23 protein-coding genes and 1 riboswitch are annotated in these 26,810 nt (G+C 65.1%); of the genes, 7 read left to right on the forward strand and 16 right to left on the reverse strand.

Translation table 11 applies throughout. The features are described from left to right. Positions 1-109: 109 nt before the first annotated feature. From parC to F3J45_RS20660, 8 genes are all read right to left on the reverse strand, one after another. Positions 110-2,368, reverse strand: coding sequence for a DNA topoisomerase IV subunit A (gene parC, locus F3J45_RS20625; RefSeq protein WP_167067058.1), 2,259 nt, complete (start codon positions 2,366-2,368; stop codon positions 110-112). A gap of 10 nt (positions 2,369-2,378) precedes the next feature. Continuing rightward, entirely contained in the window at positions 2,379-2,897 is a 519-nt protein-coding gene (locus tag F3J45_RS20630) for a TIGR02281 family clan AA aspartic protease (RefSeq protein ID WP_167067061.1), read from the reverse strand. Beyond that, the gene (locus tag F3J45_RS20635) at positions 2,894-3,880 is read right to left on the reverse strand and encodes an esterase-like activity of phytase family protein (RefSeq protein WP_167067064.1); all 987 of its coding nucleotides are present in this window, start codon (positions 3,878-3,880) and stop codon (positions 2,894-2,896) included. Before F3J45_RS20635 ends, F3J45_RS20630 begins: the two co-directional genes overlap by 4 nt. Further along, on the reverse strand, positions 3,877-5,781 hold the full coding sequence (gene parE / locus F3J45_RS20640) for a DNA topoisomerase IV subunit B (RefSeq protein ID WP_167067067.1): 1,905 nt from the start codon (positions 5,779-5,781) through the stop codon (positions 3,877-3,879). The genes F3J45_RS20635 and parE overlap by 4 nt, the downstream gene beginning before the upstream one ends. Positions 5,782-5,816: 35 nt before the next feature. After that, positions 5,817-6,425 carry a YqiA/YcfP family alpha/beta fold hydrolase gene (locus tag F3J45_RS20645; protein ID WP_167067070.1) on the reverse strand — a complete coding sequence of 203 codons (609 nt, stop codon included), beginning with the start codon at positions 6,423-6,425 and terminating at the stop codon, positions 5,817-5,819. 282 nt (positions 6,426-6,707) lie between these two features. Further along, positions 6,708-7,511: a 3',5'-cyclic-AMP phosphodiesterase gene (gene cpdA, locus F3J45_RS20650; protein ID WP_167067072.1), complete on the reverse strand. Its 804-nt coding sequence runs from the start codon at positions 7,509-7,511 to the stop codon at positions 6,708-6,710. 85 nt (positions 7,512-7,596) lie between these two features. Next, positions 7,597-8,043 carry a DUF1249 domain-containing protein gene (locus tag F3J45_RS20655; RefSeq protein WP_370526437.1) on the reverse strand — a complete coding sequence of 149 codons (447 nt, stop codon included), beginning with the start codon at positions 8,041-8,043 and terminating at the stop codon, positions 7,597-7,599. Continuing rightward, positions 8,040-8,657, reverse strand: a complete 618-nt coding sequence (locus F3J45_RS20660) for an NUDIX domain-containing protein (RefSeq protein ID WP_167067078.1) — start codon at positions 8,655-8,657, stop codon at positions 8,040-8,042. The genes F3J45_RS20655 and F3J45_RS20660 overlap by 4 nt, the downstream gene beginning before the upstream one ends. Before the next feature lie 196 nt (positions 8,658-8,853). Between F3J45_RS20660 and F3J45_RS20665 the strand changes: the two genes are divergently transcribed. After that, complete coding sequence (locus tag F3J45_RS20665; protein WP_167067081.1) at positions 8,854-9,600, forward strand: RsiV family protein; 747 nt, start codon at positions 8,854-8,856, stop codon at positions 9,598-9,600. On the opposite strand, the gene cytX is transcribed toward F3J45_RS20665, so the two are convergent. Then, positions 9,569-10,852 (reverse strand): putative hydroxymethylpyrimidine transporter CytX, encoded by a 1,284-nt coding sequence (gene cytX, locus F3J45_RS20670; protein ID WP_167067084.1) that lies wholly within the window; start codon positions 10,850-10,852, stop codon positions 9,569-9,571. The two genes, F3J45_RS20665 and cytX, sit on opposite strands and share 32 nt — an antisense overlap. A 149-nt stretch (positions 10,853-11,001) precedes the next feature. Beyond that, on the reverse strand, positions 11,002-12,882 hold the full coding sequence (thiC, locus tag F3J45_RS20675; RefSeq protein ID WP_167067087.1) for a phosphomethylpyrimidine synthase ThiC: 1,881 nt from the start codon (positions 12,880-12,882) through the stop codon (positions 11,002-11,004). A gap of 156 nt (positions 12,883-13,038) precedes the next feature. Beyond that, positions 13,039-13,145, reverse strand: a riboswitch (TPP riboswitch). Between the two features lie 162 nt (positions 13,146-13,307). Here thiC and F3J45_RS20680 point away from each other — a divergent pair. Beyond that, positions 13,308-14,744, forward strand: a complete 1,437-nt coding sequence (locus F3J45_RS20680; RefSeq protein WP_167067090.1) for a TolC family outer membrane protein — start codon at positions 13,308-13,310, stop codon at positions 14,742-14,744. A gap of 116 nt (positions 14,745-14,860) precedes the next feature. Here the strand turns inward: F3J45_RS20680 and waaA are convergent, their stop codons facing one another. Both waaA and F3J45_RS20690 read right to left on the reverse strand, forming a co-directional pair. After that, positions 14,861-16,132, reverse strand: coding sequence for a lipid IV(A) 3-deoxy-D-manno-octulosonic acid transferase (waaA, locus tag F3J45_RS20685; protein WP_167067093.1), 1,272 nt, complete (start codon positions 16,130-16,132; stop codon positions 14,861-14,863). 11 nt (positions 16,133-16,143) lie between these two features. Then, on the reverse strand, positions 16,144-17,034 hold the full coding sequence (locus tag F3J45_RS20690; protein WP_167067096.1) for a LysR family transcriptional regulator: 891 nt from the start codon (positions 17,032-17,034) through the stop codon (positions 16,144-16,146). A gap of 87 nt (positions 17,035-17,121) precedes the next feature. On the opposite strand from F3J45_RS20690, the gene F3J45_RS20695 reads away from it, so the two are divergent. The 4 genes from F3J45_RS20695 (at position 17,122) to F3J45_RS20710 (ending at position 20,677) form a co-directional block, all read left to right on the forward strand. After that, the gene (locus F3J45_RS20695; RefSeq protein ID WP_054887895.1) at positions 17,122-17,454 is read left to right on the forward strand and encodes a multidrug efflux SMR transporter; all 333 of its coding nucleotides are present in this window, start codon (positions 17,122-17,124) and stop codon (positions 17,452-17,454) included. A 215-nt stretch (positions 17,455-17,669) separates the two neighbouring features. After that, the gene (locus F3J45_RS20700; protein ID WP_167067099.1) at positions 17,670-18,845 is read left to right on the forward strand and encodes an FAD-binding oxidoreductase; all 1,176 of its coding nucleotides are present in this window, start codon (positions 17,670-17,672) and stop codon (positions 18,843-18,845) included. Continuing rightward, positions 18,842-19,654: an aldo/keto reductase gene (locus F3J45_RS20705; RefSeq protein ID WP_167067102.1), complete on the forward strand. Its 813-nt coding sequence runs from the start codon at positions 18,842-18,844 to the stop codon at positions 19,652-19,654. Before F3J45_RS20700 ends, F3J45_RS20705 begins: the two co-directional genes overlap by 4 nt. Before the next feature lie 54 nt (positions 19,655-19,708). Then, positions 19,709-20,677 carry a metal ABC transporter ATPase gene (locus F3J45_RS20710; RefSeq protein WP_167067105.1) on the forward strand — a complete coding sequence of 323 codons (969 nt, stop codon included), beginning with the start codon at positions 19,709-19,711 and terminating at the stop codon, positions 20,675-20,677. Between the two features lie 138 nt (positions 20,678-20,815). Here the strand turns inward: F3J45_RS20710 and hldE are convergent, their stop codons facing one another. Together hldE and msbA are read right to left on the reverse strand one after the other, a co-directional pair. Then, complete coding sequence (gene hldE / locus F3J45_RS20715) at positions 20,816-22,237, reverse strand: bifunctional D-glycero-beta-D-manno-heptose-7-phosphate kinase/D-glycero-beta-D-manno-heptose 1-phosphate adenylyltransferase HldE (protein WP_167067108.1); 1,422 nt, start codon at positions 22,235-22,237, stop codon at positions 20,816-20,818. A gap of 130 nt (positions 22,238-22,367) precedes the next feature. Continuing rightward, complete coding sequence (gene msbA, locus F3J45_RS20720) at positions 22,368-24,176, reverse strand: lipid A export permease/ATP-binding protein MsbA (RefSeq protein WP_167067111.1); 1,809 nt, start codon at positions 24,174-24,176, stop codon at positions 22,368-22,370. 187 nt (positions 24,177-24,363) lie between these two features. Between msbA and F3J45_RS20725 the strand changes: the two genes are divergently transcribed. After that, a complete protein-coding gene (locus tag F3J45_RS20725) occupies positions 24,364-24,969 on the forward strand; it encodes a toluene tolerance protein (RefSeq protein WP_167067114.1) in 606 nt (201 codons plus the stop codon). A 40-nt stretch (positions 24,970-25,009) separates the two neighbouring features. On the opposite strand, the gene F3J45_RS20730 is transcribed toward F3J45_RS20725, so the two are convergent. Both F3J45_RS20730 and F3J45_RS20735 read right to left on the reverse strand, forming a co-directional pair. Continuing rightward, positions 25,010-25,783: a glycosyltransferase family 2 protein gene (locus F3J45_RS20730; protein WP_167067117.1), complete on the reverse strand. Its 774-nt coding sequence runs from the start codon at positions 25,781-25,783 to the stop codon at positions 25,010-25,012. A 67-nt stretch (positions 25,784-25,850) separates the two neighbouring features. Next, positions 25,851-26,807 (reverse strand): glycosyltransferase, encoded by a 957-nt coding sequence (locus F3J45_RS20735; protein WP_167067120.1) that lies wholly within the window; start codon positions 26,805-26,807, stop codon positions 25,851-25,853. Between the last annotated feature and the right edge of the window lie 3 nt (positions 26,808-26,810).

Raw genomic sequence — 26,810 nt, forward strand, 5'->3', positions numbered from 1 at the left:
ACGGCCACGCCGGCACCACAGGGGCACTATCATCCGCGAAATATCGGCCCGACTCCAGCATTTCTGCCCGGAACGGCGCTGAAATTGCCGTTCCAGACATTTCGTCGGTTTATCCCGGCATCTCTACCTGCAGCCCGTCGACGCGCTGGAAGCCCCGTGGCAGCTTGCTGCCGCGTCGGCCACGTTCACCCTTGTAATGCTCAAGGTCATCGCCTTTAAGGGACAGGGTACGCTTGCCGGCCTGCAATACAAGGGTCCCGCCCTCACCGATCACCGCAAGATCCGTGACAAATTCTTCACGGCTGGCCACCCGATCACCGGGCACACCGATGATCTTGTTGCCCTTGCCTTTGCCCAGCTGTGGCAGGTCGGAAACCTTGAATACCAGCAAGCGCCCCTCGGTGGTCACGGCGGCCAGCCAGTCCTGCTCGCGGTTGGCCACCGGGCGCGGGGTCATGACCTTGGCGCCGTTGGGCAGGCTGAGCAGGCCTTTGCCGGCCTTGTTCTTGGCCTGCAGGTCCTCGCCCTTGACCACGAAGCCATAGCCCGCGTCCGAGGCCACCACGTACAGCGCGTCATCATCGGGCAGCAGCACGCACTCGAAGGTGGCGCCTGGCGGTGGGGTCAGGCGGCCAGTCAACGGCTCGCCCTGGCCACGGGCCGACGGCAGGCTATGGGCGGCCACCGAATAACTGCGGCCGGTGGAGTCGATCAGTACCGCAAACTGGTTGGAACGCCCGGCGGCTGCAGCCTTGAAGCCGTCGCCAGCCTTGTACGACAGGCCCGTGGCGTCGATGTCGTGGCCCTTGGCGCAGCGCACCCAGCCCTTTTCCGACAGCACCACGGTCACCGGCTCGGTCGGCATCAGTTCGTTTTCCGACAGGGCCTTGGCTTCGGCGCGCTCGACGATCGGCGAGCGGCGGTCGTCGCCATAGGTTTCGGCGTCCTTGATCAGTTCGCTGCGCACCAGCTTGCGCAGCTTGGCGTCGCTGCCCAGCAGCGCTTGCAGCTTGGCCTGCTCCTTGAGCAGTTCATCCTGCTCGCCGCGGATTTTCATCTCTTCCAGGCGCGCCAACTGGCGCAGGCGGGTTTCGAGGATGTAGTCGGCCTGGATTTCGGTCAGTTCGAAGCGCTCGATCAACGCCTGCTTGGGGTGCTCCTCGGTGCGAATGATGTGGATCACTTCATCGAGGTTGAGGAACGCGGTGAGCAAACCTTCCAACAGGTGCAGGCGCCGTTCGACCTTGTCGAGGCGGTGCTGCAGGCGACGACGAACGGTATTGGTACGAAACTCCAGCCATTCCAGCAACAAGGCCCGCAGGTTTTTCAGCTGCGGCCGGCCATCCAGGCCAATGATGTTGACGTTGACCCGGTAGCTGCTTTCAAGGTCGGTGGTGGCGAACAGGTGTTGCATCAGCTCATCGGCATCCACCCGGTTGGAGCGCGGGATGATGACGATGCGGCAGGGGTTCTCGTGGTCGGACTCATCACGCAGGTCGGCCACCATCGGCAGCTTCTTGGCCTGCATCTGCGCGGCGATCTGCTCCAGCACCTTGGCCCCGGAAACCTGGTGCGGCAGCGCGGTGACGACGACATCGCCATCCTCGACGCGGTACACGGCGCGCATGCGGATCGAGCCGCGGCCGGTTTCGTAGATTTTCTGGATTTCGGCACGCGGGGTGACGATCTCGGCCTCGGTCGGGTAGTCCGGGCCCTGGATGTGCTCACACAGCTGCTCGATGGTGGCCTTGGGCTCATCGAGCAGGCGCACGCAGGCGCTGGCGACTTCCCGCAGGTTATGCGGCGGCACGTCGGTGGCCATGCCCACGGCGATGCCGGTGGTGCCGTTGAGCAGGATGTTCGGCAGGCGCGCTGGCAGCACGGCCGGCTCCTGCAGGGTGCCGTCGAAGTTCGGCACCCAGTCGACGGTGCCCTGGCCCACTTCGCTGAGCAGCACTTCCGAGTAGCGCGACAGGCGCGCCTCGGTGTAACGCATGGCAGCGAACGACTTCGGATCGTCCGGCGCACCCCAGTTGCCCTGGCCATCGACCAGGGTGTAGCGGTAGCTGAACGGCTGCGCCATCAGCACCATGGCTTCGTAGCAGGCCGAATCGCCGTGGGGGTGGAACTTGCCGAGCACGTCGCCCACGGTACGCGCGGACTTCTTGTGCTTGGCATCGGCATCGAGCCCCAACTCGCTCATGGCGTAGACGATGCGTCGCTGCACCGGCTTCAGGCCGTCGCCGATGTGCGGCAGGGCACGGTCCATGATTACGTACATGGAATAGTTGAGGTAGGCCTGTTCGGTGAAGTCAGCCAGCGAGCGGCGTTCGACGCCGTCGAGGCTGAGTTCCAGTGAGTCGCTCATGCGGGCCTCGTCATTTCAGGTTCTGGCGCAGCAGCATGGTGCCGCCGCGCTGGGTAAATTCAAGTTGTTTCAGGGCGCTCATGCCGAGCAGCACGGTCTGGCCATCCAGGCCCGGCACCACCAGGGCGCGCACGTTCTGCAGGCGGATATCGCCCAGTTGCAAGGTGTCGAGCCGGGTGCGGTAGCCTTCGGTGCGGCCATTGGCGGTACTCAGCACCACCGGGCTGCCCCGCGCCAGGTTCAGGTCGGCGGCCATCGCCTCGGGAATCGCCACGTCGGTGGCACCGGTGTCGAGCATGAAATGCACCACCTGGCCGTTGATCGCACCGTCAGCCACGAAATGCCCCTGGCCGTTACCCAGCAGGCGCACCTCGATATAGCCATCGCCGCGGGAAGACTGCACCACCGTGTTGGGGTTGCGCTCGCGCTCCTCCCACTGGCCGAAGAAGCGCGTGGCAAGGAACAACGCCGCCGCCCAGGCGACGATCATCAGCACCTTGCCCGCGCGCTTGCCCGGTGGCTGGCTCATGGGTTGGCGCTCCAGCCGCCCTGGGGCGCCTCGAAGCGGTACACCACCGGCCGGGTTTCACCATCGGCGCGGGCGCCGTTGTTGTTGTCCAGGCCAATCCAGGCACCCTTGGTGTCGATCACCAGCGCTTCGGCCAGGCCGAAGGGCTGCTTGTAGCGGCGCTGGGGCTGCAGCGCATCGGCAGCGAACGACCAGCAGCGCTCGACCTTGCCGCTGTTGCTGTCACGCCGGCAGATGCGATAGGCGTTGCGCTCCAGGGTGAACAGCTTGCCTTCGAACCAGGCCAGGTCGGCAAAGTCCCGTGACACGGCGCGGGCTTCGGGCATCTGCGCCGGTTGCATCTCAACCCCGGCTTCGCTCAGCAACACGCAACTGCGCCCGCAGGTCCACACCGACTGTTGCCGCTCGATGGCCACCAGGCCACGGCGTTCGCGCTCGGCGGCCAGCCACAGGCGGTCGCCCGCCGGGTTGATCGCCACGCCCTCGAACAGCGCGTTGAAGTTCAGCAGCATGCCGCTGGCACGGGCCTGGCGCACCATCACCGGGTCGATCTTCAACCACTGCGGCTCGCCTTCGACAGGCACCTGCAGCACGCCGGCGTGGGCCTCGCTGACCAGGTAGAGGTTGCCAGCCTGGTCGCAGGTGATGCCTTCGTAATCCAGCTCCCCGCCGCGCACGTAGGACACAGCCCAGTTGCGCGACTTCAGCCCCCAGGGCAAACCGCTTTCCGGTGGTGCCGGCGGGGTGAAGGTCAGGGGTTGGGCGCGCCACAGGTCGTTTTGCTGGTCGAAGCGGTAGATACGGTCGTCATCCCGGTCGGAAACGCCCCACAACCCGCCGCGGCACGCAGCCAGCCCAGACAGGTTGCCACCGCGCATGCCATCGATCACATGCTCGGACTGAAGCTTGAGCTCCGGCCAGTTGCCCGCCAGGCTCGGCAGGGCAACCAGCGCCAGGCAGGCTGCGACCAGCAGACGAATCAAACCAGGACCTCGGCGAGGTTACCTTTGGTTTCCAGCCAGTTCTTGCGGTCGCCAGCGCGCTTCTTGGCCAGCAGCATGTCCATGATCTCGGTGGTGCCTGCCAGGTCGTCCAGGGTCAGCTGAACCAGGCGCCGGGTGTTCGGGTCCATGGTGGTTTCGCGCAACTGCGGCGGGTTCATCTCGCCCAGGCCCTTGAATCGAGTGACCTGCGGCTTGCCGCGCTTCTTCTCGGCCACCAGGCGGTCGAGGATGCCGTCACGCTCGGCCTCGTCGAGGGCGTAGTAGATTTCCTTGCCCAGGTCGATACGGTACAGCGGCGGCATGGCGACATACACGTGGCCAGCCTCGACCAACGGGCGGAAATGCTGCACGAACAGGGCGCAGAGCAAGGTGGCGATGTGCAGGCCGTCGGAGTCGGCGTCGGCGAGGATGCAGATTTTGCCGTAGCGCAGCTGCGACAGGTCGGCAGCGCCCGGGTCGACACCGATGGCCACGGCGATATTGTGCACCTCCTGGCTGGCCAGTACCTCGCCGCCGTCGACCTCCCAGGTGTTGAGGATCTTGCCGCGCAGCGGCAGGATCGCCTGGAACTCCTTGTCGCGGGCCTGCTTGGCCGACCCGCCGGCGGAGTCACCCTCGACCAGGAACAGCTCGGCACGCATGGGGTCTTGCCCGGCGCAGTCGGCCAGCTTGCCGGGCAAGGCCGGGCCTTGGGTGATGCGCTTGCGCTCGACCTTCTTGCTCGCCTTCAGGCGGCGGCCGGCGTTGCTGATGGCCAGTTCCGCCAGTTGCATGCCCAGCTCGGGGTGGGCGTTGAGCCACAGGCTGAAGGCGTCCTTGACCACCCCGGAAACGAACGCTGCGGCCTCGCGGGACGACAGGCGCTCTTTGGTCTGCCCGGAGAACTGCGGCTCCTGCATTTTCATCGACAGCACGAAGGTAATGCGTTCCCAGACGTCTTCGGGCGCCAGCTTGACCCCACGCGGCAGCAGGTTGCGGAACTCGCAGAACTCGCGCATGGCATCGAGCAGGCCCTGGCGCAGGCCATTGACGTGGGTACCGCCCTGGGCGGTGGGGATCAGGTTGACGTAGCTTTCCTGAACGCTGTCACCGCCTTCGGGCAGCCACAGCAGGGCCCAGTCCACGGCCTCCTTGTTGCCGGCCAGGCTGCCGCAGAACGGCTCGTCGGGCAGGCGCTGGAACTCGCTGACCGAGTCGACCAGGTAGGAGCGCAGGCCGTCTTCGTAATGCCACTCGACCTTCTCGCCGCTGGCCTTGTCCTCGAAGCTGACCAACAGGCCCGGGCACAGCACAGCCTTGGCCTTGAGCACGTGCTTGAGGCGGCTGATGGAGAATTTTGCCGAGTCGAAGTATTTCGGGTCGGGGCTGAAGTACACGCTGGTGCCGGTGTTGCGCTTGCCGACCGTGCCGACCACTTCCAGCTCGCTGGCCTTGAAGCCGTCGGCGAAGGTCATCTGGTATTCGTTGCCGTCGCGCTTGACGCGCACGCGCACCTGGGTCGACAGGGCGTTGACCACCGAAATGCCCACGCCGTGCAGGCCGCCGGAGAACTGGTAGTTCTTGTTGGAGAACTTGCCACCGGCGTGCAGCTTGGTGAGGATCAACTCGACGCCCGACACGCCCTCTTCCGGGTGGATATCCACCGGCATGCCGCGACCATCGTCGCTCACTTCCAGCGAGTGGTCGGCATGCAGGATGACCTGCACCGAGCGGGCATGACCAGCCAGGGCTTCGTCGACGCTGTTGTCGATGACTTCCTGGGCCAGGTGGTTCGGCCGGCTGGTATCGGTGTACATGCCCGGGCGCTTGCGCACCGGGTCAAGGCCGGAGAGGACTTCGATGGCGTCTGCGTTATAGGCGCTAGCGCTGGGATTGGCCATGGGTTCTCGTCGTCAGTCTGGTGAATGCAAAAAGGTCAAAATACAGAAAAATCGAGCGCCGCATACTGCTGCCGCGCAATGCCGGCAAATGCCAGCAGGCCTGGCAGCTGTTCGGCGAAGCCCTGGTAACTGTGGTCGCCACCGGCCTGGATGCGCAGGGCGCAGGCCTGGTAATAGCGCTGGGCGTCGCGGTAGTCCAGGGTTTCATCGGCGGTTTGCAGCCACACTTGATAGCGGCCCGGGTCGGCCGGCGCCGGCACTTGCAGTTCGGCCAGGGCCTGCACGTGGTCCAGGGTCAGCTCCCAGGTTTCACCGCTGTAGTGGTTGCGCTGGCTGCCCAGGTAACCGTCGAAGCGTTGGTGCGGGGCGACCGCCGGGTTGATCAGCAGAGCCTTGAGGCCGTGGCGCTCAGCCAGGCAGGTGGCATAGTAGCCGCCGAGCGAACTGCCGACCAGCAGCGGCGCGCCCAGTTCGGCAATGGCGGCTTCGAGCTGGGCCATGGCCTGGCGCGGGTGGTGGTGCAAGGCGGGCACACGCAGCTGGGCCGAAAGCCCCAGTTGCTGCATTACCGCGTCGAGCTGGCGCGCCTTGGTGGACAGCGGCGAGCTGTTGAAGCCATGGATATAGAGGATGGAACCCGACATGCTGCCCCCGGAATCTGTGGCTTCGCGCCCGATGGAGCAGGCGCAGGGACGCGCAGTGTAGCGTGTTCGCCGGGTGTTGGCGCCGTTTGGCCAATCTCGCAACAATTTCTTCAAACCCCCGCTTGCACACACGCCCCTGTAGGAGCGAGCGTAGCTCGCGATGGGGCGCGCCAGCGGCCCCGGGGGTTCTTCGGCTTCGCAGTCTAGAACGCCGGGGCTGCTTCGCAGCCCATCGCGAGCTGTGCTCGCTCCTACAGGGGGAAAGTGTGCGCTTTGGGTAGTTCAGTACCCGGGGCTGTCGAAGTCCAGCTTCACTTCGAAATCGATGGCCCGCTCCACCCCGGTTTCCAGCCGCCCGTCGCCATGCAGGCGCATCCAGCGGTAGCCTGGGTGCTCCTCGCTGACCTTGAAGTCCTCACTGCCCGCCGCGAACTGGATGCAGGTCGACGGCGTGGCCAAGAGGCGCAGGCCGCCTTGCTGTTCATCCCACGGCTGGTGAATATGCCCCCAGAGCAAACCCTTGACCTGTGGATAACTGCGCAGGCGCTGCAGCAGTTCATCGGCATTGCGCAAACCGATCGGCGCAATCCAGGCGCAGCCGATATCCACCGGCTGATGATGGCAGCACACCAGGCAATGCCGCTCGCCTGCCGAGGCCAGCGCCTGGTCCAGCGCCGCCAGTTGGTCCGCCTCGAGAAACCCATGGGTGGCACCCGGCACCGCCGTATTGAGCATGACCACGCGCCAGGCCCCGACATCAGTAACCGCCTCGACCAAATCGGGCGCCAGCTGGGCCATCACCCTGGCTTCATCGTGGTTGCCCGGCAACCAGCGAGTCGGCACCGCCAGCTCAGCAGTCAGCCCGCGAAACGCCTCATAGGACGCCACGCTGCCATCCTGGGACAAATCGCCCGTGCACAGCAGCAGGTCGATGCGTGGTTGCTCGCGGCGCACCTGGGCCACCACATGGCGCAGGCTGTCACGGGTATTGAGGCCCAGCAGCGTGCCTGCCGGGTCGGCGAACAAGTGGGCATCGGTCAGTTGCACCACATGCACGGGTGCCGGGAAGGGGTCTGGGTGCGGCAACGGCCGTCTCCTCGAACGGTTTATGCCCCGATTATGGCGGTGGATCGGTTTCGAGCAAACACCCGAAGCCGACCCCGTTCACATTTCAGCGCACACTGGCCAATTCATGGCCACACGCCAGGCAATGGCTGAGCCATTCCCCGAGGAACAGGTTCAGCTGGGCTTTTTCGTCCGGCTGGTGCATGGCTTCGTTGGGGTACGGGTAGATGCTGCGCAGACGCCGGGTGTGTTCGGCGCTGATCACTTCGGCCATGCGCGCATCGTGGTACACCTGCACTTCCAGGTGCGGCACCGGCAGCCAGGGCAGGCTGTGCTCCTGGCGCACGCGCAAGGTGGTGGTGTACGGGCAGGCCAGCAGCACATCGAGCGCCAGCACACCGAGCATCTGGTCGCCCTGGGTCATGCCGATGCGCCGCGAGCTCTGGGTGGTACGCATGTCGGGCAGCAGGCGCATGAGCCGGGCGTAGTTGGCCTCGCAGGCGGCTTGCAGCCCGGCCAGGTCGACCCGATAACGCTCACGCAGCAGGTTCACTTCCACATACCTCGAACTTCGTCTTTGTTCAGTGCCAGCCATTGCAGGCTGATGATGGTTGCCGCATTGCAGATCCGGCCGTCGCGCACCGCCTGCAGTGCGTCGTCGAACGACCACACGCGCACGCGGATGTCCTCGCCCTCTTCTTCCAGGCCATGCAGGCCGCCGGCGCCTGCACTGCTGCAGCGGCCCAGGAACAGGTGCACGTATTCGTCGCTGCCGCCGGGCGAAGGGAAGTAGCGGGTGATCGGCCACAGGGCGCTGATGCTCAGCCCGGCTTCTTCCTCGGCCTCGCGGTGGGCAACTTCCTCGGGCTCCTCGGCCTTGTCGATCAGCCCGGCGACCATCTCGATCAGCCAAGGGTTGTCGATCTTGCCCAGGGCACCGACGCGAAACTGCTCGATCAACACCACTTCATCGCGCAGAGGGTCGTAAGGCAGCACGCAGACGGCATCGTGGCGCACGAACAGCTCACGGCTGATCTCGCGGCCCATTCCGCCGGCGAACAATTCGTGGCGCAGGCGCACCTTGTCGAGCTTGTAGAAGCCCTTGAAGCAGTTGGCCCGCTCGGCGATCTCAACCGCCTTGGGCACCGAATTCAACGTGTCTGACATGGAAATCCTCATGGCTACAGCAACAGCTTGATTACCGCTTCGCGCCATCCTACTCCGCACGGTTGCCCGTTTCACCCCTTTCCGGCAACCGTTCGCCCACTGGGGACAGCGCGTCTTCTCTCTGTTAGCTTAGTGGCGAACCGAAGGCCGCGCAGACGGTCAAAGGCCGACTTTTCCCTGTTCTGCAAGGATCATCATGACACTTGTCAAACTGACCTCCGTGGCCGTGCTGGCACTCGCCCTTGGCGCCTGCCAGAGCCTGTTCGCGCCCAACTACCGGGCCCCGCTGGAGGTCAAGCGCGACGCCTGGGAGCATGTCAAACCCGGCTGCAACGCACAGGACTGCCCGTTGGTGAACATCGACATGGTCCATTTTCCGGCCCTGCCCAAGCTCGATGCGATTGTCGAGCAGCGCCTGCTGCAGCTGACCGAAGACAATCAGCATGGCACCGCGCCGGCCACCCTGCAGGCCTATGAGCAGCAGTTCCTGGCCAGTGCCGACAAACGCAACAGCAGCTACCTGCAAGCCAAGGTACGCGAGCAGCATGACGGCCTGGTGATCGTCGAGTTGTCCAGCTACCTCGACAGCGGTGGCGCCCACGGCATGCCGGGGCGCGGCTTCATCAACTATTCGCGCAAGCTGGACAAGGTGCTGACCCTGCAGGACATGCTGCTGCCGGGCCAGGAAGAGACGTTCTGGAAGACCGTCGAGGAATCGCACCGCGCCTGGCAGATCAGCGTGGGCATGGACAAGGACGCCGAGTTCGTCAAAACCTGGCCCTTCAAGCGCTCGCCGCACGTCGCCCTGACGTACGGCGCGGTGGTGGTGAAGTACGAGGTCTATGCCATCGCGCCCTACTCCATGGGCCACGTGGAATTGAAGATACCCTACCCACGCCTGAACGGCGTCCTCAAGCCCGAACTGTTTCCCGGCCGCGGCTGAGGCTCAGCAGCCCGTGTAGCCCACCTGCCAGCAGCAGTGCCGGCAGGGTCGCGCCCAGCTCCGGGGCCTTGGCGGCGATGATGTGGTACGCCGCCACGCCCACGGCCCAGGCCAGCAGCGCCTGCCAGTGCAAGCCATCGACCTGGGCTGGCAGGCGGCGGCGGCGAACCACGTAGTGGTCCATCAGCACAACGCCGAACAGCGGCGCGAACACCGAGCCGATCAACAGCAGGAAGTTCTCGTACTGGGCCAGCGGCGCCAGCAAGGCAATCAGGGTGCACAGCACGCCGATGGCCAAGGCCAGGTGCTCGACCTTCAGCGGCAACAGCACACCGGTGGAAACAGCGGCCGAGTGGATATCGGCAAAGGCCTTTTCCGACTCGTCCAGCAAGATCAGCAACAGCGGCAGGCCCATGCCGGCGCCGGCCAGGGCCAACAGCAGCGCGTTGACTTCGCCACTGGCAGCGAAGGCCAGGGTGTAGGCGACGCCCAGGCTCATCAGCCAGGTGTTGCCAATGAAGTAACCCAGCACCGTGCCGCCGAACACCTGCCCGCCATTGCGGGCGAAGCGCGAATAGTCGGCGATCAGCGGCAACCACGACAGCGGCATGGCGATGACGATGTCAAAGCCCACGGCCAGCGACATCGAGCCATCCCCGGCGCGCTGCCACAGCTCGGCCAGGTCGGCCTTGGCGAACAGGTTCCAGGTCAGCCACAGGCAGGCGCCCAGCAGCAGCCAGATACCCCAGGCGCGCAGGACCTTGCGCACGAATGCCAGCGGCCCGCTCACCGCCAGCACGGTGGCCAGCGCGCCGAAGCACAGGGTCCAGAGCATCGGGCTGTTCCAGGCACTGTCCTCGCCGAACGCCCGCGCGCCCAGCAGGCTGGCGGCATCGCGCATGACGATGATCTCGAAAGCGCCCCAGCCCACCAGTTGCAGCAGGTTGAGCAGTGCCGGCAGGCGGGCGCCATGGCGGCCTAGGCTGAGCTTCAGGGTGCTCATGGCCGACAGGCCGGTGTCGCTGCCGATGACCCCGGCGGCGCCGAGCAGCAGCACGCCGACGCCAGTGCCCAGGGCGATGGCCAGTACCGCGTTCGCCAGGCCCAGGCCAGGGGCGAGCATGGCGCCGACCTGCAGCACCATGAGGCCGATGCCGAGGGAGAACCACAGCGAGAACAGGTCACGGGCGCCGAAGATGCGCTGGTGGGTGGGGACCGGGTGGTCGGGGGAGAATTGGCTGGGTGATGTCATTGTTGTGTTCGCCGGAAGAATGATTGATTGCTGCCACCCCCTGTGCAGGAGCGGGCTTGCCCCGCGAAGGCGTCAAGCCTGCCAAGCGCGTTGGCGCCGCTGACGCTTTCGCGGGGCAAGCCCGCTCCTACAACAGAGTGAGTACGTGGTTAAACCTTGTGATACAGCTGGCTGCCTTCCTGGCGGAACCGTTCGGCCTGCTCACGCATGCCCGCCTCGACCGTCACGTCCACGGTTTCGATCTTGGCGGCATACTCGCGCACTTCCTGGGTGATCTTCATCGAGCAGAATTTCGGCCCGCACATCGAGCAGAAGTGCGCGACCTTGGCCGATTCCTTCGGCAAGGTTTCGTCATGGAAGGCCCGCGCGGTGTCCGGGTCCAGGCCCAGGTTGAACTGGTCTTCCCAACGGAACTCGAAGCGCGCCTTGGACAGCGCGTTGTCGCGGATTTGCGCGCCCGGGTGGCCCTTGGCAAGGTCCGCGGCATGGGCGGCGATCTTGTAGGTGATGATGCCGGTCTTCACATCGTCCTTGTTCGGCAGGCCCAGGTGCTCCTTGGGCGTGACGTAGCAAAGCATGGCGCAACCGAACCAGCCGATCATCGCCGCACCGATGCCCGAGGTGATGTGGTCGTAACCGGGGGCGATGTCGGTGGTCAGCGGGCCGAGGGTGTAGAACGGCGCTTCGTCGCAGCATTCCAGCTGCTTGTCCATGTTCTCCTTGATCAGTTGCATCGGCACGTGGCCGGGGCCTTCGATCATGCACTGCACATCGTGCTTCCAGGCGATCTTGGTCAGCTCGCCAAGGGTTTCCAGCTCACCGAACTGGGCGGCATCGTTGGCATCGGCGATCGAGCCTGGGCGCAGGCCGTCGCCCAGCGAGAAGCTGACGTCGTAGGCCTTCATGATTTCGCAGATCTCGTCGAAGTGCGTGTACAGGAAGTTCTCTTTATGGTGCGCCAGGCACCACTTGGCCATGATCGAGCCGCCACGGCTGACGATGCCGGTGACCCGCTTGGCGGTCAGCGGCACATAGCGCAGCAGCACGCCGGCGTGGATGGTGAAGTAGTCCACGCCCTGCTCGGCCTGCTCGATCAGGGTGTCGCGGAACAGCTCCCAGGTGAGATCTTCGGCAACGCCGCCCACCTTTTCCAGGGCCTGGTAGATCGGCACGGTGCCGATCGGCACCGGCGAGTTGCGGATGATCCACTCGCGGGTTTCATGGATGTGCTTGCCGGTGGACAGGTCCATGACCGTGTCCGAGCCCCAGCGGATGCCCCAGGTCAGCTTGGCCACTTCTTCCTCGATCGAGGAGCCCAGGGCGCTGTTGCCGATGTTGCCGTTGATCTTCACCAGGAAGTTGCGGCCGATGATCATCGGCTCCACTTCCGGGTGGTTGATGTTGGCCGGAATGATCGCGCGGCCACGGGCGATTTCCTGGCGCACGAATTCGGCGGTGATTTCCTTCGGAATGTTGGCACCGAAGCTGTGGCCGGCGTGCTGCTCGTCAAGCAAACCAGCGGCGCGGGATTCCTGCAGTTTCATGTTCTCGCGGATGGCCACGTATTCCATCTCGGCGGTGATGATGCCCTGGCGGGCATAGTGCATCTGCGAGACGTTGGCGCCCGCCTTGGCACGGCGCGGGTTGCGCACGTGGGCGAAGCGCAGCTTGGCAAGGTCGGCGTCGTTCAGGCGCTGCTGGCCGAAGTCGGAGCTCAGCCCGCCCAGGCGCTCGGTGTCGCCACGCGCCTCGATCCATGCCGAACGCACATCGGCAAGGCCCTTGCGCACATCGATGATCACGTTGGGGTCGGTGTAGGGGCCGGAGGTGTCGTACACCAGCACCGGCGCATTGGACTCGCCGCCGAAATCGGTGGGGGTGTCGTCCAGGCTGATTTCACGCATGGGCACGCGGATATCCGGGCGCGAACCTTCGACATAGACTTTTCGCGAACGCGGGAACGGTTGCACGGACTGCTGGTCGACTTGCGCCGATTCGCTGAGGTTGATCGCTTTTTCTTGTTTGGTCATCACAGGCTCTCCAGACGGCTTCCTAGCGGGCGGAATGTCGGGGGAGAACCTGAAAGGCGTGGACGCACCCATGGACGAGTGCAGTGCCGAAGACGAGGTGCCACGAGCTGCAAGCAGCTGAGACATTCCCGGACCTGGCACAAGAGGCTCCCCGGGAAGGCGAGCAATCTTGTTCCCTACGCAGGCGCTAACCTGATCAGGTTCAACGGGATCCGCACCTATGCGATCTCAGCCTTTGCTTCAAGGCACCCCGACAAGAACAGGCGCAGTCTAGACTGGAGTGGCCGACAAAGCCAAGCGGGTAATTTGCAGCAGGATGAAAGGCGCACGCGGCGATTGTTGCCGGGGGGCCCATGGCACTACACTGGCACGTCGGACGATACTCAACAGTTCAGTAATTATTTTTCGTACAAGGATTGCCCCCTATGCTGCGCAAACTCTCACTGGCGATAGCCGTGTCTTGTGCGTACCACGCAACGGCCTGGGCGGCGGATGTGCCCTCGACGGTGAAGACCGACCTGGTCAGCGTCTACCGCGAAGCGGTGGACAACAACGCCGATCTTGCAGCCGCACGCGCCGATTATGGCGCCCGCCGCGAAGTGGTGCCCCAGGCCCGCGCCGGCTTGCTGCCGAACCTGTCGGCCGGTGCCGAGATGATGAACACGCGCACCAAGCTGGACGAGCCTTCGATCACCTCCAACCGCAGCGGCAATGCCTGGAGCGCCACCCTGGCGCAACCGATCTTCCGCGCCGACCGCTGGTTCCAGTTGCAGGCCGCAGAAGCGGTGAACGAACAGGCCGCCCTGGAACTGTCGGCCACCGAACAGAACCTGATCCTGCAAACGGCGCAAAGCTATTTCTCGGTGCTGCGTGCCCAGGACAGCCTGGCGGCCACCAAGGCCGAGGAAGCGGCCTTCAAGCGCCAGCTCGACCAGTCCAACGAACGCTTCGATGTGGGCCTTTCCGACAAGACCGACGTGCTGCAGTCCCAGGCCAGCTACGACACCGCGCGCGCCAACCGGCTGATTGCCGAGCGCCAGGTGCAGGACGCCTTCGAGGCCTTGGTCACCCTCACCAACCGCGAGTACAACTCGCTGCAGGGCGTGGTGCATACCTTGCCGGTACAGGTGCCGACGCCCAATGATGCCAAGGCCTGGGTGGAAACCGCCGGGCGCCAGAACCTCAACCTGCTGGCCACCAACTACGCCGTGTCCGCCGCCGAGGAAACCCTGCGCCAGCGCAAGGCCGGCCACGCGCCGACGCTCGATGCGGTGGCCAAGTACCAGAAGGGCGACAACGACAGCCTGGGCTTCACCAACCCCGCGCCGCAGCAGAATGTGCGCTACAGCGGTGACGTGGAGCAGACCAGCATCGGCCTGCAGTTGAACATCCCGATCTACAGCGGCGGCCTGACCAGCTCGCAAGTGCGCGAAGCCTACCAGCGCCTGAGCCAGAGCGAACAACAGCGTGAGAGCCTGCGCCGCCAGGTGACGGAAAACACCCGTAACCTGCACCGTGCGGTGAACACCGATGTGGAACAGGTCAAGGCACGCAAGCAGTCGATCATTTCCAACCAGAGCGCGCTGGAGGCTACCGAAATCGGTTATCAGGTCGGGACCCGCAACATCGTCGACGTGCTCGATGCCCAGCGCCAGCTGTACACCTCGGTGCGCGACTACAACAACAGCCGCTATGACTACATCCTCGACAACCTGAGCCTCAAGCAGGCCGCCGGGACCTTGAGCCCGCAAGACCTGCAGGACCTGGCGCGGTACCTGAAGCCGGACTACAACCCCGACCGCGATTTCCTGCCACCGGACCTGGCGGCGGCGGCGGCCAAGAACTTCGAGCGCCGTCCTTGACTGAAAAGCACTTCGCGAGCTGCGCTCGCTCCTACAGGTTTACCCAACCCCGGTAGGAGCGAGCGCCAGCTCGCGATGCGTCGCGCCAGCGGCGCCCATCAGCACAATCAAAACACTCAGCCGAGCAGCTTACCCAGCCCATCCAGCAACCGCTGCAACGCTCCCTGGTTGGCCTGCATCACCGCCCTGCCCGCCTCGCCCATGTGCCGGGCATCTTGCGGCAGCTCGACCAACCGTCGCACCGCTTCGGCCAGCCCGTCGGCATCATCCACCTGCTGCAACGCCCCCGCCTCGCGCAACATCGCGCTGATTTCAAGGAAGTTGAACACATGCGGCCCCATGATCACCGGCAATGCCAGCGCCGCCGGTTCCAGCGGGTTGTGCCCGCCGGTGGCCACCAGGCTGCCGCCAACGAAGGCGATATCGGCCAGGGCATAGAGAAACAGCAACTCGCCCATGGTGTCGCCCAGCAACACCCGCGTCTGCCCATCCACCGGCGTGCCGGCAGAACGGCGCACCGTGGCGAACTGCTGGCTGCACAGGGCATGCACGGCATCGAAACGCTCGGGGTGGCGCGGCACCAGGATCAGCAGCGCATCCGCGTGCACCTGCAACAGTTGCTGATGCGCCTTGAGCACCAGCGCATCCTCGCCCTCGTGGGTACTGGCGGCGATCCACACCGGGCGCTTGTCCGCGTCCCATTGCCCACGCAACGCTCGGGCAAGCGGCAGCAGTTGCTCGTCGACCTTGAGGTCGAACTTGATCGAGCCGGTGACCTGCACGCACCCAGGCAGGGCGCCGAGGTCGCGGAAACGCTGGGCCTCGGTTTCGGTTTGCACGGCAATCAGGCTCATCTCGGCCAGCATTGGCCGGGTCAGCTTGGCAAAGCGCGCATAGCCCCGTGCCGAGCGGGCAGACAACCGCGCATTGGCCAGCGCCACCGGAATGCCGCGCCGGGCACACTGGTGGATGTGGTTGGGCCACAGCTCGGTTTCCATGATGATGCCCAGGCGCGGGCGCACATGGTCGAGGAAGCGCCCCGCGGCCCACGGCAGGTCATAGGGCAGGTAGCAGTGCTGGATGCGCGGTTCGTCTGCGAACATCGCGCGAATGCGCTCGGAACCGGTTGGGGTCATGCAGGTCAGGGTGATTGGCAGGTCCGGGTAGGCCTTGAGCAAGGCGCGCACCATGGGCGCGGCGGCAATGCTCTCACCGACCGACACCGCATGCACCCAGATTCCACCCTGGCGCATAGCCGGCAGGTTACGGGCAAAGCGCTCGCCGATGCGCTGGCCGTAGGCCGGCGCCTTGCGCGCACGCAGGTACAGGCGCAGCGCAACCAGCGGCAGGCCCAGGTGAAACAGCAAGGTATAAAGGATTCTGTTCATGGCGGCGGAGTTTACCCGATCGCGCGCAGGTGCACCGCAAAGCGCTCGGCCAGCCACTGCGCGGCGGGGCCCAGGGGCTCGTCGCGGCGCCAGGCAAGCTCGGCCACCAGTGCCGGCGGGCACCATTCGCTGTCGAGCTCGACCATGTGCGCCTGGTACGTCGGGTATTGCACCACATGGCGCGGCAGCCAGGCCCAGCCCAGGCCGCGCATCAGCAGTTCGGCCATGGCGTAGAAACTGTCGGCGCGCCACACGTGTGGGCTTGCGGCCTCGCTGCCGGGGTAGCCGCTTTGCTGGGGGGTAATCAGCAGTTGCCGGTGGCGGGCCAGCTGCTGGCAGGTGACGCGCAGCTCCCGGGCCAACGGATGGCCGATGGCGCACACGGTGACCATTTCCACACTGCCCAGGACGCGGCGTTCCAGGGAATCGGGGATGCTTTCGTGGTGGAAGAACAGCCCAAGGTCGGCACGCCGTTCCACCAGCTTGCGCGCCACATCGCCCTGGGCGCCGCTGGCCAGTTGCACTTCCAGGTACGGGTAGCGGCTGGCCAGCTCGTCGAGGCTGTCGATCACCGGCTGGTAGGGCATGGCCTCGTCCTGCGCCACCCGCAGCAAGGCTTCCTGCCCGCGCATCAGCGCTGCAGCGCGGCCATCCAGGCGCTCGCACTGGCGCAACAGCTCGCGGGCATCTTCGAGCAACGCACTGCCGTTTTCGGTCAGCTTCGGCTGCCGGCCGCTGCTGCGCTCGAACAGGGTGACACCCAGGTCCGTTTCCAGCAGGGCAATGGCGTTGCTGATGGCCGACTGCGCCTTGCGCTGTTCGCGGGCCACGGCCGAGAACGAGCGCAGCTCGGCGACGCGCAGAAAGGTGCGCAATTGCTCCAGGTTCCACTGCTCGGCCATTAAGCTATCTCCGTAGTTGATAGGTAATGACTTTACCGCATCCAGGTTAGGCCTAGAATGCCCACCCAGTTACCGGAGAATCCTGCCATGAATGCCTACACCTACCTCGCCATCGCCATCTGCGCCGAAGTCATCGCCACGGCTTCCATGAAGGCCGTAAAGGGCTTGAGCACGCCGTTGCCGTTGCTGTTGATGGTGGTCGGCTACGGCATTGCCTTCTGGATGCTGACCTTGGTGGTGCGCAGTATTCCGGTAGGGATCGCCTATGCGATCTGGTCGGGGCTGGGGATCGTCCTGATCAGCGTGGCAGCCTTGGTGGTGTACGGGCAGAAGCTGGATGTGCCGGCGATGCTGGGCATGGCGATGATTGTCGGTGGCGTGGTGGTGATCCAGCTGTTTTCCAAAACGGCCGGGCATTGAGCGATTTATTTAACTGAGAATCCTGTAGGAGCGGGCTTGCCCCGCGAAGCAAGCGACGCAGTGCATGGCACCGGCTGCGCCGGTGTTCGCAGGGCAAGTCGGGTCGCCGCACCGCCGCTCCTACAGGGTATTACGGTGCGGGTGCTGGCGCTCCGGGCCAACAGCAACCCTGACCCTGTATACTCGGCAGCTGTCCCAGTCTTCGAGGTACCGCCATGCCATCCGCCATTTCCACTGACGTGCTGATCGTCGGCGCCGGGGTCGCTGGCCTTTGGCTCAATGCCCGGCTGCGCCGCCAGGGCTACTCGACGGTGCTGGTGGAACGCGCCAGCCTCGGTGGCGAACAGACCATCAAGTCCCAAGGCATCATCCACGGCGGTACCAAGTACGCCCTGCACGGTGCCCTGACCGGCGCCTCGGAAGCCATCGCCGACATGCCCCGCCGCTGGCGCGAGGCCCTGGCCGGCAGCGGCGAACTGGACCTGACCCACACCCGCCTGCTGTCCGACGCCCATTACCTGTGGTCGCCCGGCACCCTGGCCGGCAACCTCACCAGCTTCTTCGCCAGCAAGGCCGTGCGTGGCCGGGTCGACCAGGTCAAGGGCGAGCAACTGCCGCCTGCCCTGCAGGACCGCGCCTTCAAGGGCAAGGTGTACCGCCTGGCCGAACTGGTCATCGACGTGCCCAGCCTGTTGAACAACCTGGCCGAACTGGCCGGCGACAGCCTGCTGGCCGGTGAACGCATCGAACCCCTGCGCGAAGGCGACGAACTGGTCGGCCTGCGCGTGGACGATCGCGACATTCGCGCCCAGCGCATCGTCCTCAGCGCCGGTGCCGGCACCGAAGGCCTGCTGCACGCCCTGGGCCTGCAGCAGCCGGCGATGCAAACCCGCCCGCTGCACATGGTCATGGCCAAGGGCCCGAACCTCAAGCCGCTGTACGCCCATTGCCTGGGTGGCGGGCCGAAGCCACGGGTTACCGTCACCACCCACCCGGCCGCCGACGGCCAGTGGGTCTGGTACCTGGGCGGCGATATCGCCGAAGCCGATGGCGTGGCCCGTGAGCCTGCGGCGCAGATTGCCGTGGCGCAGAAGGAAATCGCCAGCCTGCTGCCCTGGGTCGACCAGGCCCAGGTACGCTGGGCCACCCTGCGTGTCGACCGCGCCGAACCTGCCCAATCGGGCCTGGTGCGCCCAGACAACGCCTTCCTCGCCGAGCAGCAACGCTTGCTGGTGGGCTGGCCGACCAAGCTGGCGCTGGCGCCAGACTTCAGCGACCGGGTACTGGCCAACCTTGAGCGCGACGGCATTCGCCCGGCCGCCCAGGCAGACCTCACCGGCCTGCCACGCCCAGCCGTGGGCGTGCCGGCCTGGGAGCAACTGCTGCCATGAGCCTGCCGACCCTGCACGATTTTCACCGCCCCCTGGGCAGCACCGGCCTGCGCGTATCGCCCCTGGGCCTGGGCACGGTCAAGCTCGGCCGCGACCAGGGCGTGAAGTACCCCAACGGCTTCACCATTCCCAATGACGACGAAGCCCGCCTGCTGCTGGCCCAGGCCCGCGAGCTGGGCATCAACCTGATCGACACCGCGCCGGCCTATGGCCGCAGCGAAGAGCGCCTGGGCCCGTTGCTGCGTGGCCAGCGCGACCAGTGGGTGATCGTCAGCAAGGTGGGTGAAGAATTCGCCAACGGCCAGTCGAGCTTCGACTTCAGCGCCGCCCACACCCGGCGCTCGGTGGAGCGCAGCCTGCGCCGCCTGGAAACCGACCGCATCGAGCTGGTGCTGGTGCATTCCGATGGCAACGACCTGGCCATCCTGGAGCAACAGGAGGTCTACCAGACCCTGGCCGAGCTCAAGCAGGAAGGCAAGATTCTTGGCTATGGCCTGTCCGGCAAGACGGCGGCCGGCGGCCTCAAGGCCCTGGAGCAGGGCGACTGCGCCATGGTCACCTACAACCTCAACGAGCAGGCGGAACGCCCGGTACTGGACTACGCTGCCGAACACGGCAAGGCCATCCTGGTGAAGAAGGCGCTGGCCAGCGGGCATATCTGCCTTGCCCCCGGTGTCGACCCGGTGCAGGCCAGCTTCGAGCTGCTGTTCGCCCACCCAGGCGTCAGCAGTGCTATCGTCGGCACCATCAACCCGTTGCACCTGGCCCATAACGTGGCCACCGTCGCCCGCATACTGGGCCAGCATTGAGCCGCCGCCCTCCGCCGAGGGCCTGGTGACTGCCCCGACGCAAGGAGGAGCCTCGTGCCGCGTACGCTGATCCGCAAGAACCCGAGCAACTTCAAGACACTGCCCCTGCATGTGGAAGCGACGGCCGAAGGCCTGGTCTACCAGAGCATCGGCATGCCGCTGAATTTCGCCCAAACCCAGCAGCGCCGCCGCGCCATCCAGCTGCCCGACAAGCAGCGCTTCGTGGTCGAACTGGCCAACCTGGGGGTTTCGGTTCGCCTGACCCTGCATTGGCAGCACCGTGACTACTGGGTGTTGGTGCGCCAGCGCCGCCAGGACCGGGGCGATGTGGTGCTGAAGCTGATTTCCGGCTACGTGCCCGCCCAGGAGCTCAACCTGCCGCTGCACACTGCCGTGCAGGAGGTGGCCGAGGAGTGCCTGCTGGAAACACCGGAAGGTTGGTTGAGCGGCCGCTTCCATGAAACCTGGCTGCCCGCGCCGTATGCGTCCGCGCTGCATTACCGCGAAGACCTGGCCTTCGTGCTCGCGCCACAGTCTGGCGCCGCCCGCCCGGTACACTGCGCCAACCTGATGCTGCTGGAGCGGCCACGGGCCTACGTGCACTTGCCCACCGCATCGCTGCAATTGATCTACGACATGCGCCTGCAGGTGCCCAAGGAAGCCAAGAAGCTCAGCCTGTTCCATGTCGATGAGCGCCTGGAGGGTGACCAGCTGGTAGCAAGGCTGAACCGCAAGCGGCCCGACCTGTATCTGATGCCGGTGCAGGATGGCCAGCCCCAGGCCGAGCTGTACACCTTGAAGAAGGATGAGTTGGTGCCGGCGAGTACCCGAGGGGTGCATTTGGCCGAGAGTTTTGCCCTTCAGGAAGGCTGGGTGGTAGCCGATGAGCGGATTCGCTGGAAGGACTGGGTGAAGCAGCAGGGGTTGGTGGAGCGCAAGGCAACGCCGGCGACGCACCTGCAACGCTTTGGCGACAAGGCGCGGGCGTTGTTGGAGCGGGCCCGGACGTCATTGCAGAAATAGCGGGTACTGGGGCTGCTTTGCAGCCCATCGCGAGCTCTGCTCGCTCCTACCAGGGATCGCGTATTCCGGGCATCGCGCACGGCCCGGTAGGAGCGAGCAAAGCTCGCGATGGGCCGCAAGGCGGCCCCAAACCCCACCTCAGTTCTTGCGGATTTTCTCGACGATCGCCGTGGTCGAGCTGTTCTCCACCAGGCCCAGCACTTTCACCGTACCGCCGTAACCCTTGACGATGTCGGCACCCACCACCTGGTCGATACCGTAGTCACCGCCCTTGACCAGCACATCCGGGCGAACCTGGCTCAGCAGGTTTTCCGGGGTGCCCTCAGGGAAGCTGATGACCCAGTCCACAGCCCCCAGGCCCGCCAGCACGGCCATGCGCCGGTCAACGCTGTTGATCGGCCGGCCCGGCCCTTTCAGGCGGCTGACTGAGGCATCGTCGTTGACCGCGACGATCAGGCGGTCACCCTGGGCCCGAGCCTGCTCAAGGTAGGTCACGTGGCCAGCATGCAGGATGTCGAAGCAGCCGTTGGTGAACACGATCTTCTCGTTGTGCGCCCGCGCATCATCGATGGCCAGCAGCAGTTGCTCCAGGCCCAGCACACCGCGCTCGGAACCTTCCTCGCGCTGGATCGCCCGACGCAGTTCCGGTGCACTGATGGCGGCAGTACCCAGCTTGCCAACCACGATACCGGCAGCCAGGTTGGCCAGGGCCACCGCGTGGGGCAAGTCCTCGCCGGCAGCAATGGCCGCTGCCAGGGTGGAAATCACCGTGTCGCCAGCACCGGTCACATCGAACACTTCACGGGCACGCGCTGGCAGGTGCAGCGCCGGCTGGCCGCTGCGCAGCAGGGTCATGCCATGCTCGCCACGGGTGACCAGCAAGGCCCCCAGGTCCAGGTCCTGCAGCAGCTGCAAGCCCTTGGCGACCAGCTCGGCCTCGTCGGCACAGCGGCCAACGATGGTTTCGAACTCGCTGAGGTTCGGGGTGATCAGGCTGGCGCCACGGTAGATGGAAAAATCCTTGCCCTTGGGGTCGGCCAGAACCGGAATGCCCTTGGCCCGGGCAGCCTGGATCAGGCTCTGGTGGTTCTTCAGCGCGCCCTTGCCGTAGTCGGACAACACCAGCACCTTGACGCCTTCGAGCAGGTTGTCGACTTCAGCGCCCAGCGACAGCGGGTCGGTGGCGAAGGGTTCTTCGAAATCGATACGCAGCAGCTGCTGGTGACGGCTCATGACCCGCAGCTTGACGATGGTCGGCTGGTGCGCGATGCGCTGGAACACCGAGCGCACGCCAGCAGCCTGCAGGCTGTTGGCCAGGCTGTCGGCGGCCTCGTCCTGGCCGGTGACGCCAATCAGCGACGCCGGCGCGCCGAGGGCGGCGATGTTCAAGGCAACGTTGGCCGCGCCGCCGGGGCGATCCTCGATCTGGTCGACCTTGACCACCGGCACCGGCGCTTCCGGCGAAATACGCGAAGTACCGCCATGCCAGTAGCGGTCGAGCATGACATCGCCGACCACCAATACCGGGGCTTGATCGAAACGCGGCATGGACAACTTCATGGGTAACCCATATGACAATAGTGAACAGGGGCAGGATATTAGCACAGGGTAGGCGACGGCTTTACGGCCAGATCAGCCCTGGAAAATTCCCGTGACAATCGGGGCCATGGCGGCCCCGATCAGCGAGGGTTCAGGTGATATCGGCCTTGGCCGGCTCATCCAGGCCCATGGCATGCAAGCGGGCATAATGGCCATTAGCCGCAAGCAGCTCGGCGTGGGTGCCACGCTCCACCAGGCGGCCCTGGTCCATCACCAGGATCTGGTCGGCCTTCTCGATGGTCGACAGGCGGTGCGCGATCACCAGCGTGGTACGGCCCTGCATCACGTGGTCGAGGGCGGCCTGGATGTGCCGCTCCGACTCGGTGTCCAGCGCCGAGGTGGCCTCGTCGAGAATCAGCAATGGCGCATTCTTCAGCAGCGCACGGGCAATCGCCAGGCGCTGGCGCTGGCCACCGGACAGCAGCACGCCGTTCTCGCCCACTTCAGTGTCGAAGCCCTTGGGCAGGCGGTCGACGAACTCCTTGGCATAGGCATCGGCAGCGGCGGCTTCGATGTCTGCGCGCGGGGCGCCGGCCAGGTCGCCGTAGGCAATGTTGTTGGCCACGGTGTCGTTGAACAGGGTGACGTGCTGGGTCACCTGCGACACGTGCCGGCGCAGGTTGCGCAGGCGGTACTGCTCGATTTCCACGCCGTCGAGCAGGATCTGCCCCTGGTCGTGGTGGTAGAAGCGCGGAATCAGCGCCGCCAGGGTCGACTTGCCGCTGCCCGAGCGGCCGACCAGGGCGATCATCTGCCCAGGCTCGGCGACGAAGCTGATGTCGCTCAGCACCTCACGCTCGGTGCCTGGGTAGGTGAAGCTCAGGTTGCGCACTTCGAGGCGGCCTTCCACACGGTCCTTCTCGACGGTGCCGGCATCCACCTCAGGCTCCTCGTCCAACTGCTCGAAGATGCTCTCGGCGCCCGCCAGGCCCTTCTGGATGGTGGAGCTGACTTCCGACAACTGGCGAATCGGCTTGGGCAGCAGGCCCGCGGCGGTGATATAGGCCACCAGGTCGCCTGCAGTGGATTCGCCGCGCAGGAACAGCACCAGGAACATCAATGCGGCCATGGCGCTGTAGATCACCAGCTGCAGCATCGGCGTGTACAGCGAGCCGGTCTTGGTCATGCGCAGCTGCTTGTCGGTGTTGCTCTGGCTGGCCTTGCCGAAGCGCTGCTGCTCGTAGGCCTCGCCGCCGAAGCTGCGCACCACGCGGTAACCCTGGATGGTCTCGGAGGCAACATGGGTGACATCGCCCATGGCCACCTGGATTTTCTTGCTCTGTTTGCGGAATTTCTTGCTGGCCACGCTGACCATCACGGCGATCACCGGCAGGATGGCGACCATCACCAAGGTCAGGTGCCAGTTCATCCACAGCAGGTAGGCAAACAGGAACACCACCGTCAGGCCTTCGCGGATCACGACCTTGATGGCGTCGGTGGCGGCGCCGGTGACCATGGTCACGTTGAAGGTGATACGCGAGATCAGGTGCCCGGAGTTGTGGTTGTCGAAGTAGCGGTTAGGCAGCACCAGCAGCTTGTTGAACAGTTCCACGCGCAGGTCATGCACCAGGCACAGGGACACCTTGGCCAGGAAGTAGTTGCCCAGGAACGAGCCCAGGCCCTGCCAGGCGGCGATCAGGATGATCAGCAATGGCACGGCCTGCAGCAGCTGCAGGTCGCGCAGGTAGGGAACGTTGGGGAACAACACCGCTTCGGGGTTGCTCAGCCCATCGACGAAATACTTGAGGATCCCGGCCAGCATGGGCTGGGTGGAGGCAAAGATCACAAAACCGACAATGCTCAGCAGGAAAATGCCGACATAGGGTTTCACATAGCTCAGCAGCCGGAAGTAGATCTTCAGGCTGGAGGTGTGCTCCGCCGGTCGCGGTGTTTCGGCCATCATCGAGCTCGCTGTTCAGGTTGAACCGCGAATTTTACCACAGGCGTCGTTTTCGGCACGCCCCCAGGCGACGACAGCGGCATGGCGGGTCGCCACAGCGCCATTGCAAGACGCTGTCATGGTGTTGGCGCATTATTTTCGGCATTATTACCGGTCATTTTGCTTGCCAGACGACAAGGCCCTACCCATGCAATGCTCCCGGCTCACCCAAGTCGACTTCGACCAGCTGACTCTTGGCGCCCAGATACTGGAGGCGGACAGCCATGGGGCCAAGGTCTACCTGCTCAAGGATGGCAACTTCCTCAAGGTGTTTCGCCGCAAGCGCCTGATCTCATCGGCGCTGCTGCGCCCCTACTCGCAGCGCTTCGTCGACAATGCCACGCGCCTTGCGCAGCTGGGCATCCCCACGCTGGAAGTGATCAGCCAGCACAAGCTGGACCTGCCAGGGCGCACTGCCGTGCTGTACCGCCCGCTGCCGGGGCGCACACTGCTGCAGATGTCGCGTGACGAGGATTTCAGCTGGGGCACCTACCTGCCGCGGTTGATCGAGCTGATTCGCCAACTGCACCGTAGCGGCATCTACTTCCGCTCGCTGCACCTGGGCAATGTGGTGGTAACGCCCGATCAGCGCCTGGGCCTGATCGACGTAGCCGACATGCGCTTCCTGCGCCCGCCCCTGTCAGCCCGCATGATTCGCCGCAACGTGCAGCACATGGTGAGCTACATCGAGCGGGAAAACCTGGGCGAACGCTTCCCCCTCGCCGACTTCAAGGCCGCCCTGCTGGCCCACTGAACGCAAGCCGCACTTCCCGAGCACGGCACACGTGCTCGAATCAGTGCACCAGAAAGGAAATACCCAGGCCGATGAAGGCCCCCATCACCAGCGTCGCGGCCAGCTTCACCCGGTCGCGGCTGCGCCGCTTGGCCTTGCGCCGCACTTCCTCGGGCAAGGTCACGTGGTTGCCGAAGCCTGTGTGCAACACCGCATCGCCTTCTAGGGTCACGGCGTTCAGGCCCAGCTCGGCATAGCGCCGGGACAGCGCCTTCTCCCCGGAATAGCCGGCAAATGGCGCACAGCGCTGGTAATCGCTCAGCCGGCGAAGGCCAGGGTTCAGCGAAAAGGCCTGCCACTCGGGCTTGTCGGACAACAGCGGGTAACACGGCACGCCTGCAATCACCTGGCGCTCGCCCAGGTGGATGTACGGGCTGTGGATGGCTAGGTCATGGGCATGGCTGCGCAGCCACACCTGCAGCAGGTCCGGGCGCTGTTCGAGAATGGCCTGGGAGTCTTCGACGAAATGTTCGCGGTAGAACTGCCAGTCGTCCTCGCAGTGGAAAACGTACGCCGTCTTCACCTGGCTGTAGGCCAGGTCGATGGACGCCAACTGGCCAAGCTTTGGCCGGTTGACGAACACCCGGCAATGCGGCCTCCAATGCGCCGGCACTGCGTCGTGCACGGCATCGTCCCCCGAGTCTTCGGTGATGAAGACTTCGCGGATGGCGGCCGTGTTATAGCGGTCGAAACTCTCAAGGGTAGCCTTGAGCAGGTCAAAGCGGCCACAACTGGTCACGACCAGCGTGACATCACTCTCATGGGAAAAGCGCACCGCACCCCCTCCGTGTTACATCGCTCGACGTTTGTTCGCCAGCCCCAGGCGCCAAAAGTTCTTTTCGTTAGATGCCCAGCTTCAACCGCAGCCGCTGCCATGCAGACAAGGGCGGTTGCGGCCTGAGTGCCGGGCGCATGTGTTCGACGATGCTACGGCCTACCTCAGCGAAACTAAAGCGGGAAACTGCCAGCTGGCGCCCGTTTTCGCCAATTTTCCGCGCCAGTTCCGGGTCGGCGCGCAAGGTACGCAGCTTGGCCTGCAAGGTCGGAATGGTGTCATACAGCACCACGTTGTGCATGTCTTGCAAGCCCAGGGCGCGGTTTTCCGCCTCGCCCTGGTCGAAGGCCAGCAGCACGCAGCCGCAGGCCATGGCCTCGAAGTTCTTGATCATGTATTCGCCCATGCCCACGTCGGCACTGACGAAAAAGCGGATGCGGTTGAGCGTGTTGCAGTAGTCTTCACCCGAATTGGTACGGGTCACCACCAGGTTCTCCACCCGCCCCAGCTCGTCGAGCAGCGCCTTGCGCCCGCTGTAGGCGACACTGTTGGTACTGCCGACGAACGCCAGCTCGATGTCGCGCTCGCGGCCCTGGTCGGCAAGCAGCTGCTCATCGTAGCCCTTGGGCACGAACACGGCGTCGAAGCCTTCCTCGCGCAGGCGCTCGCTGACCCTGTAGCCCGAACTGATGACGCGCACCCAGGGCAGCTGGCGGTAATGCGCGCTGAACTTGCCGGTGTACTTGCAGGGGATGTAGTTCTGGTAGGCATCGTGTTCGAGGATAACCAGGTTGGGCACCGTGCGAATGAACGCCACCTGGCGGATCTCCTGCTTGAAGCGCAGGAAGAACACGATGCGGTCGTAGCGCTCCACCTGCACTTCGCGCTTGAAGTAACGGCGCAGGTTGCGCTGGTCGTCGCTGCTCAGCCAGCGCAGGTCGCATTCACAGTTGGCCGCGACGCCGTCGTACAGGCGATCGAGGATCGCGCGCTGTTCCTTCTGTACCAGAAATAGGACTTTCATTGC

This window comes from Pantoea sp. Ap-967, assembly GCF_011752565.1.
Classification (GTDB): domain Bacteria; phylum Pseudomonadota; class Gammaproteobacteria; order Pseudomonadales; family Pseudomonadaceae; genus Aquipseudomonas.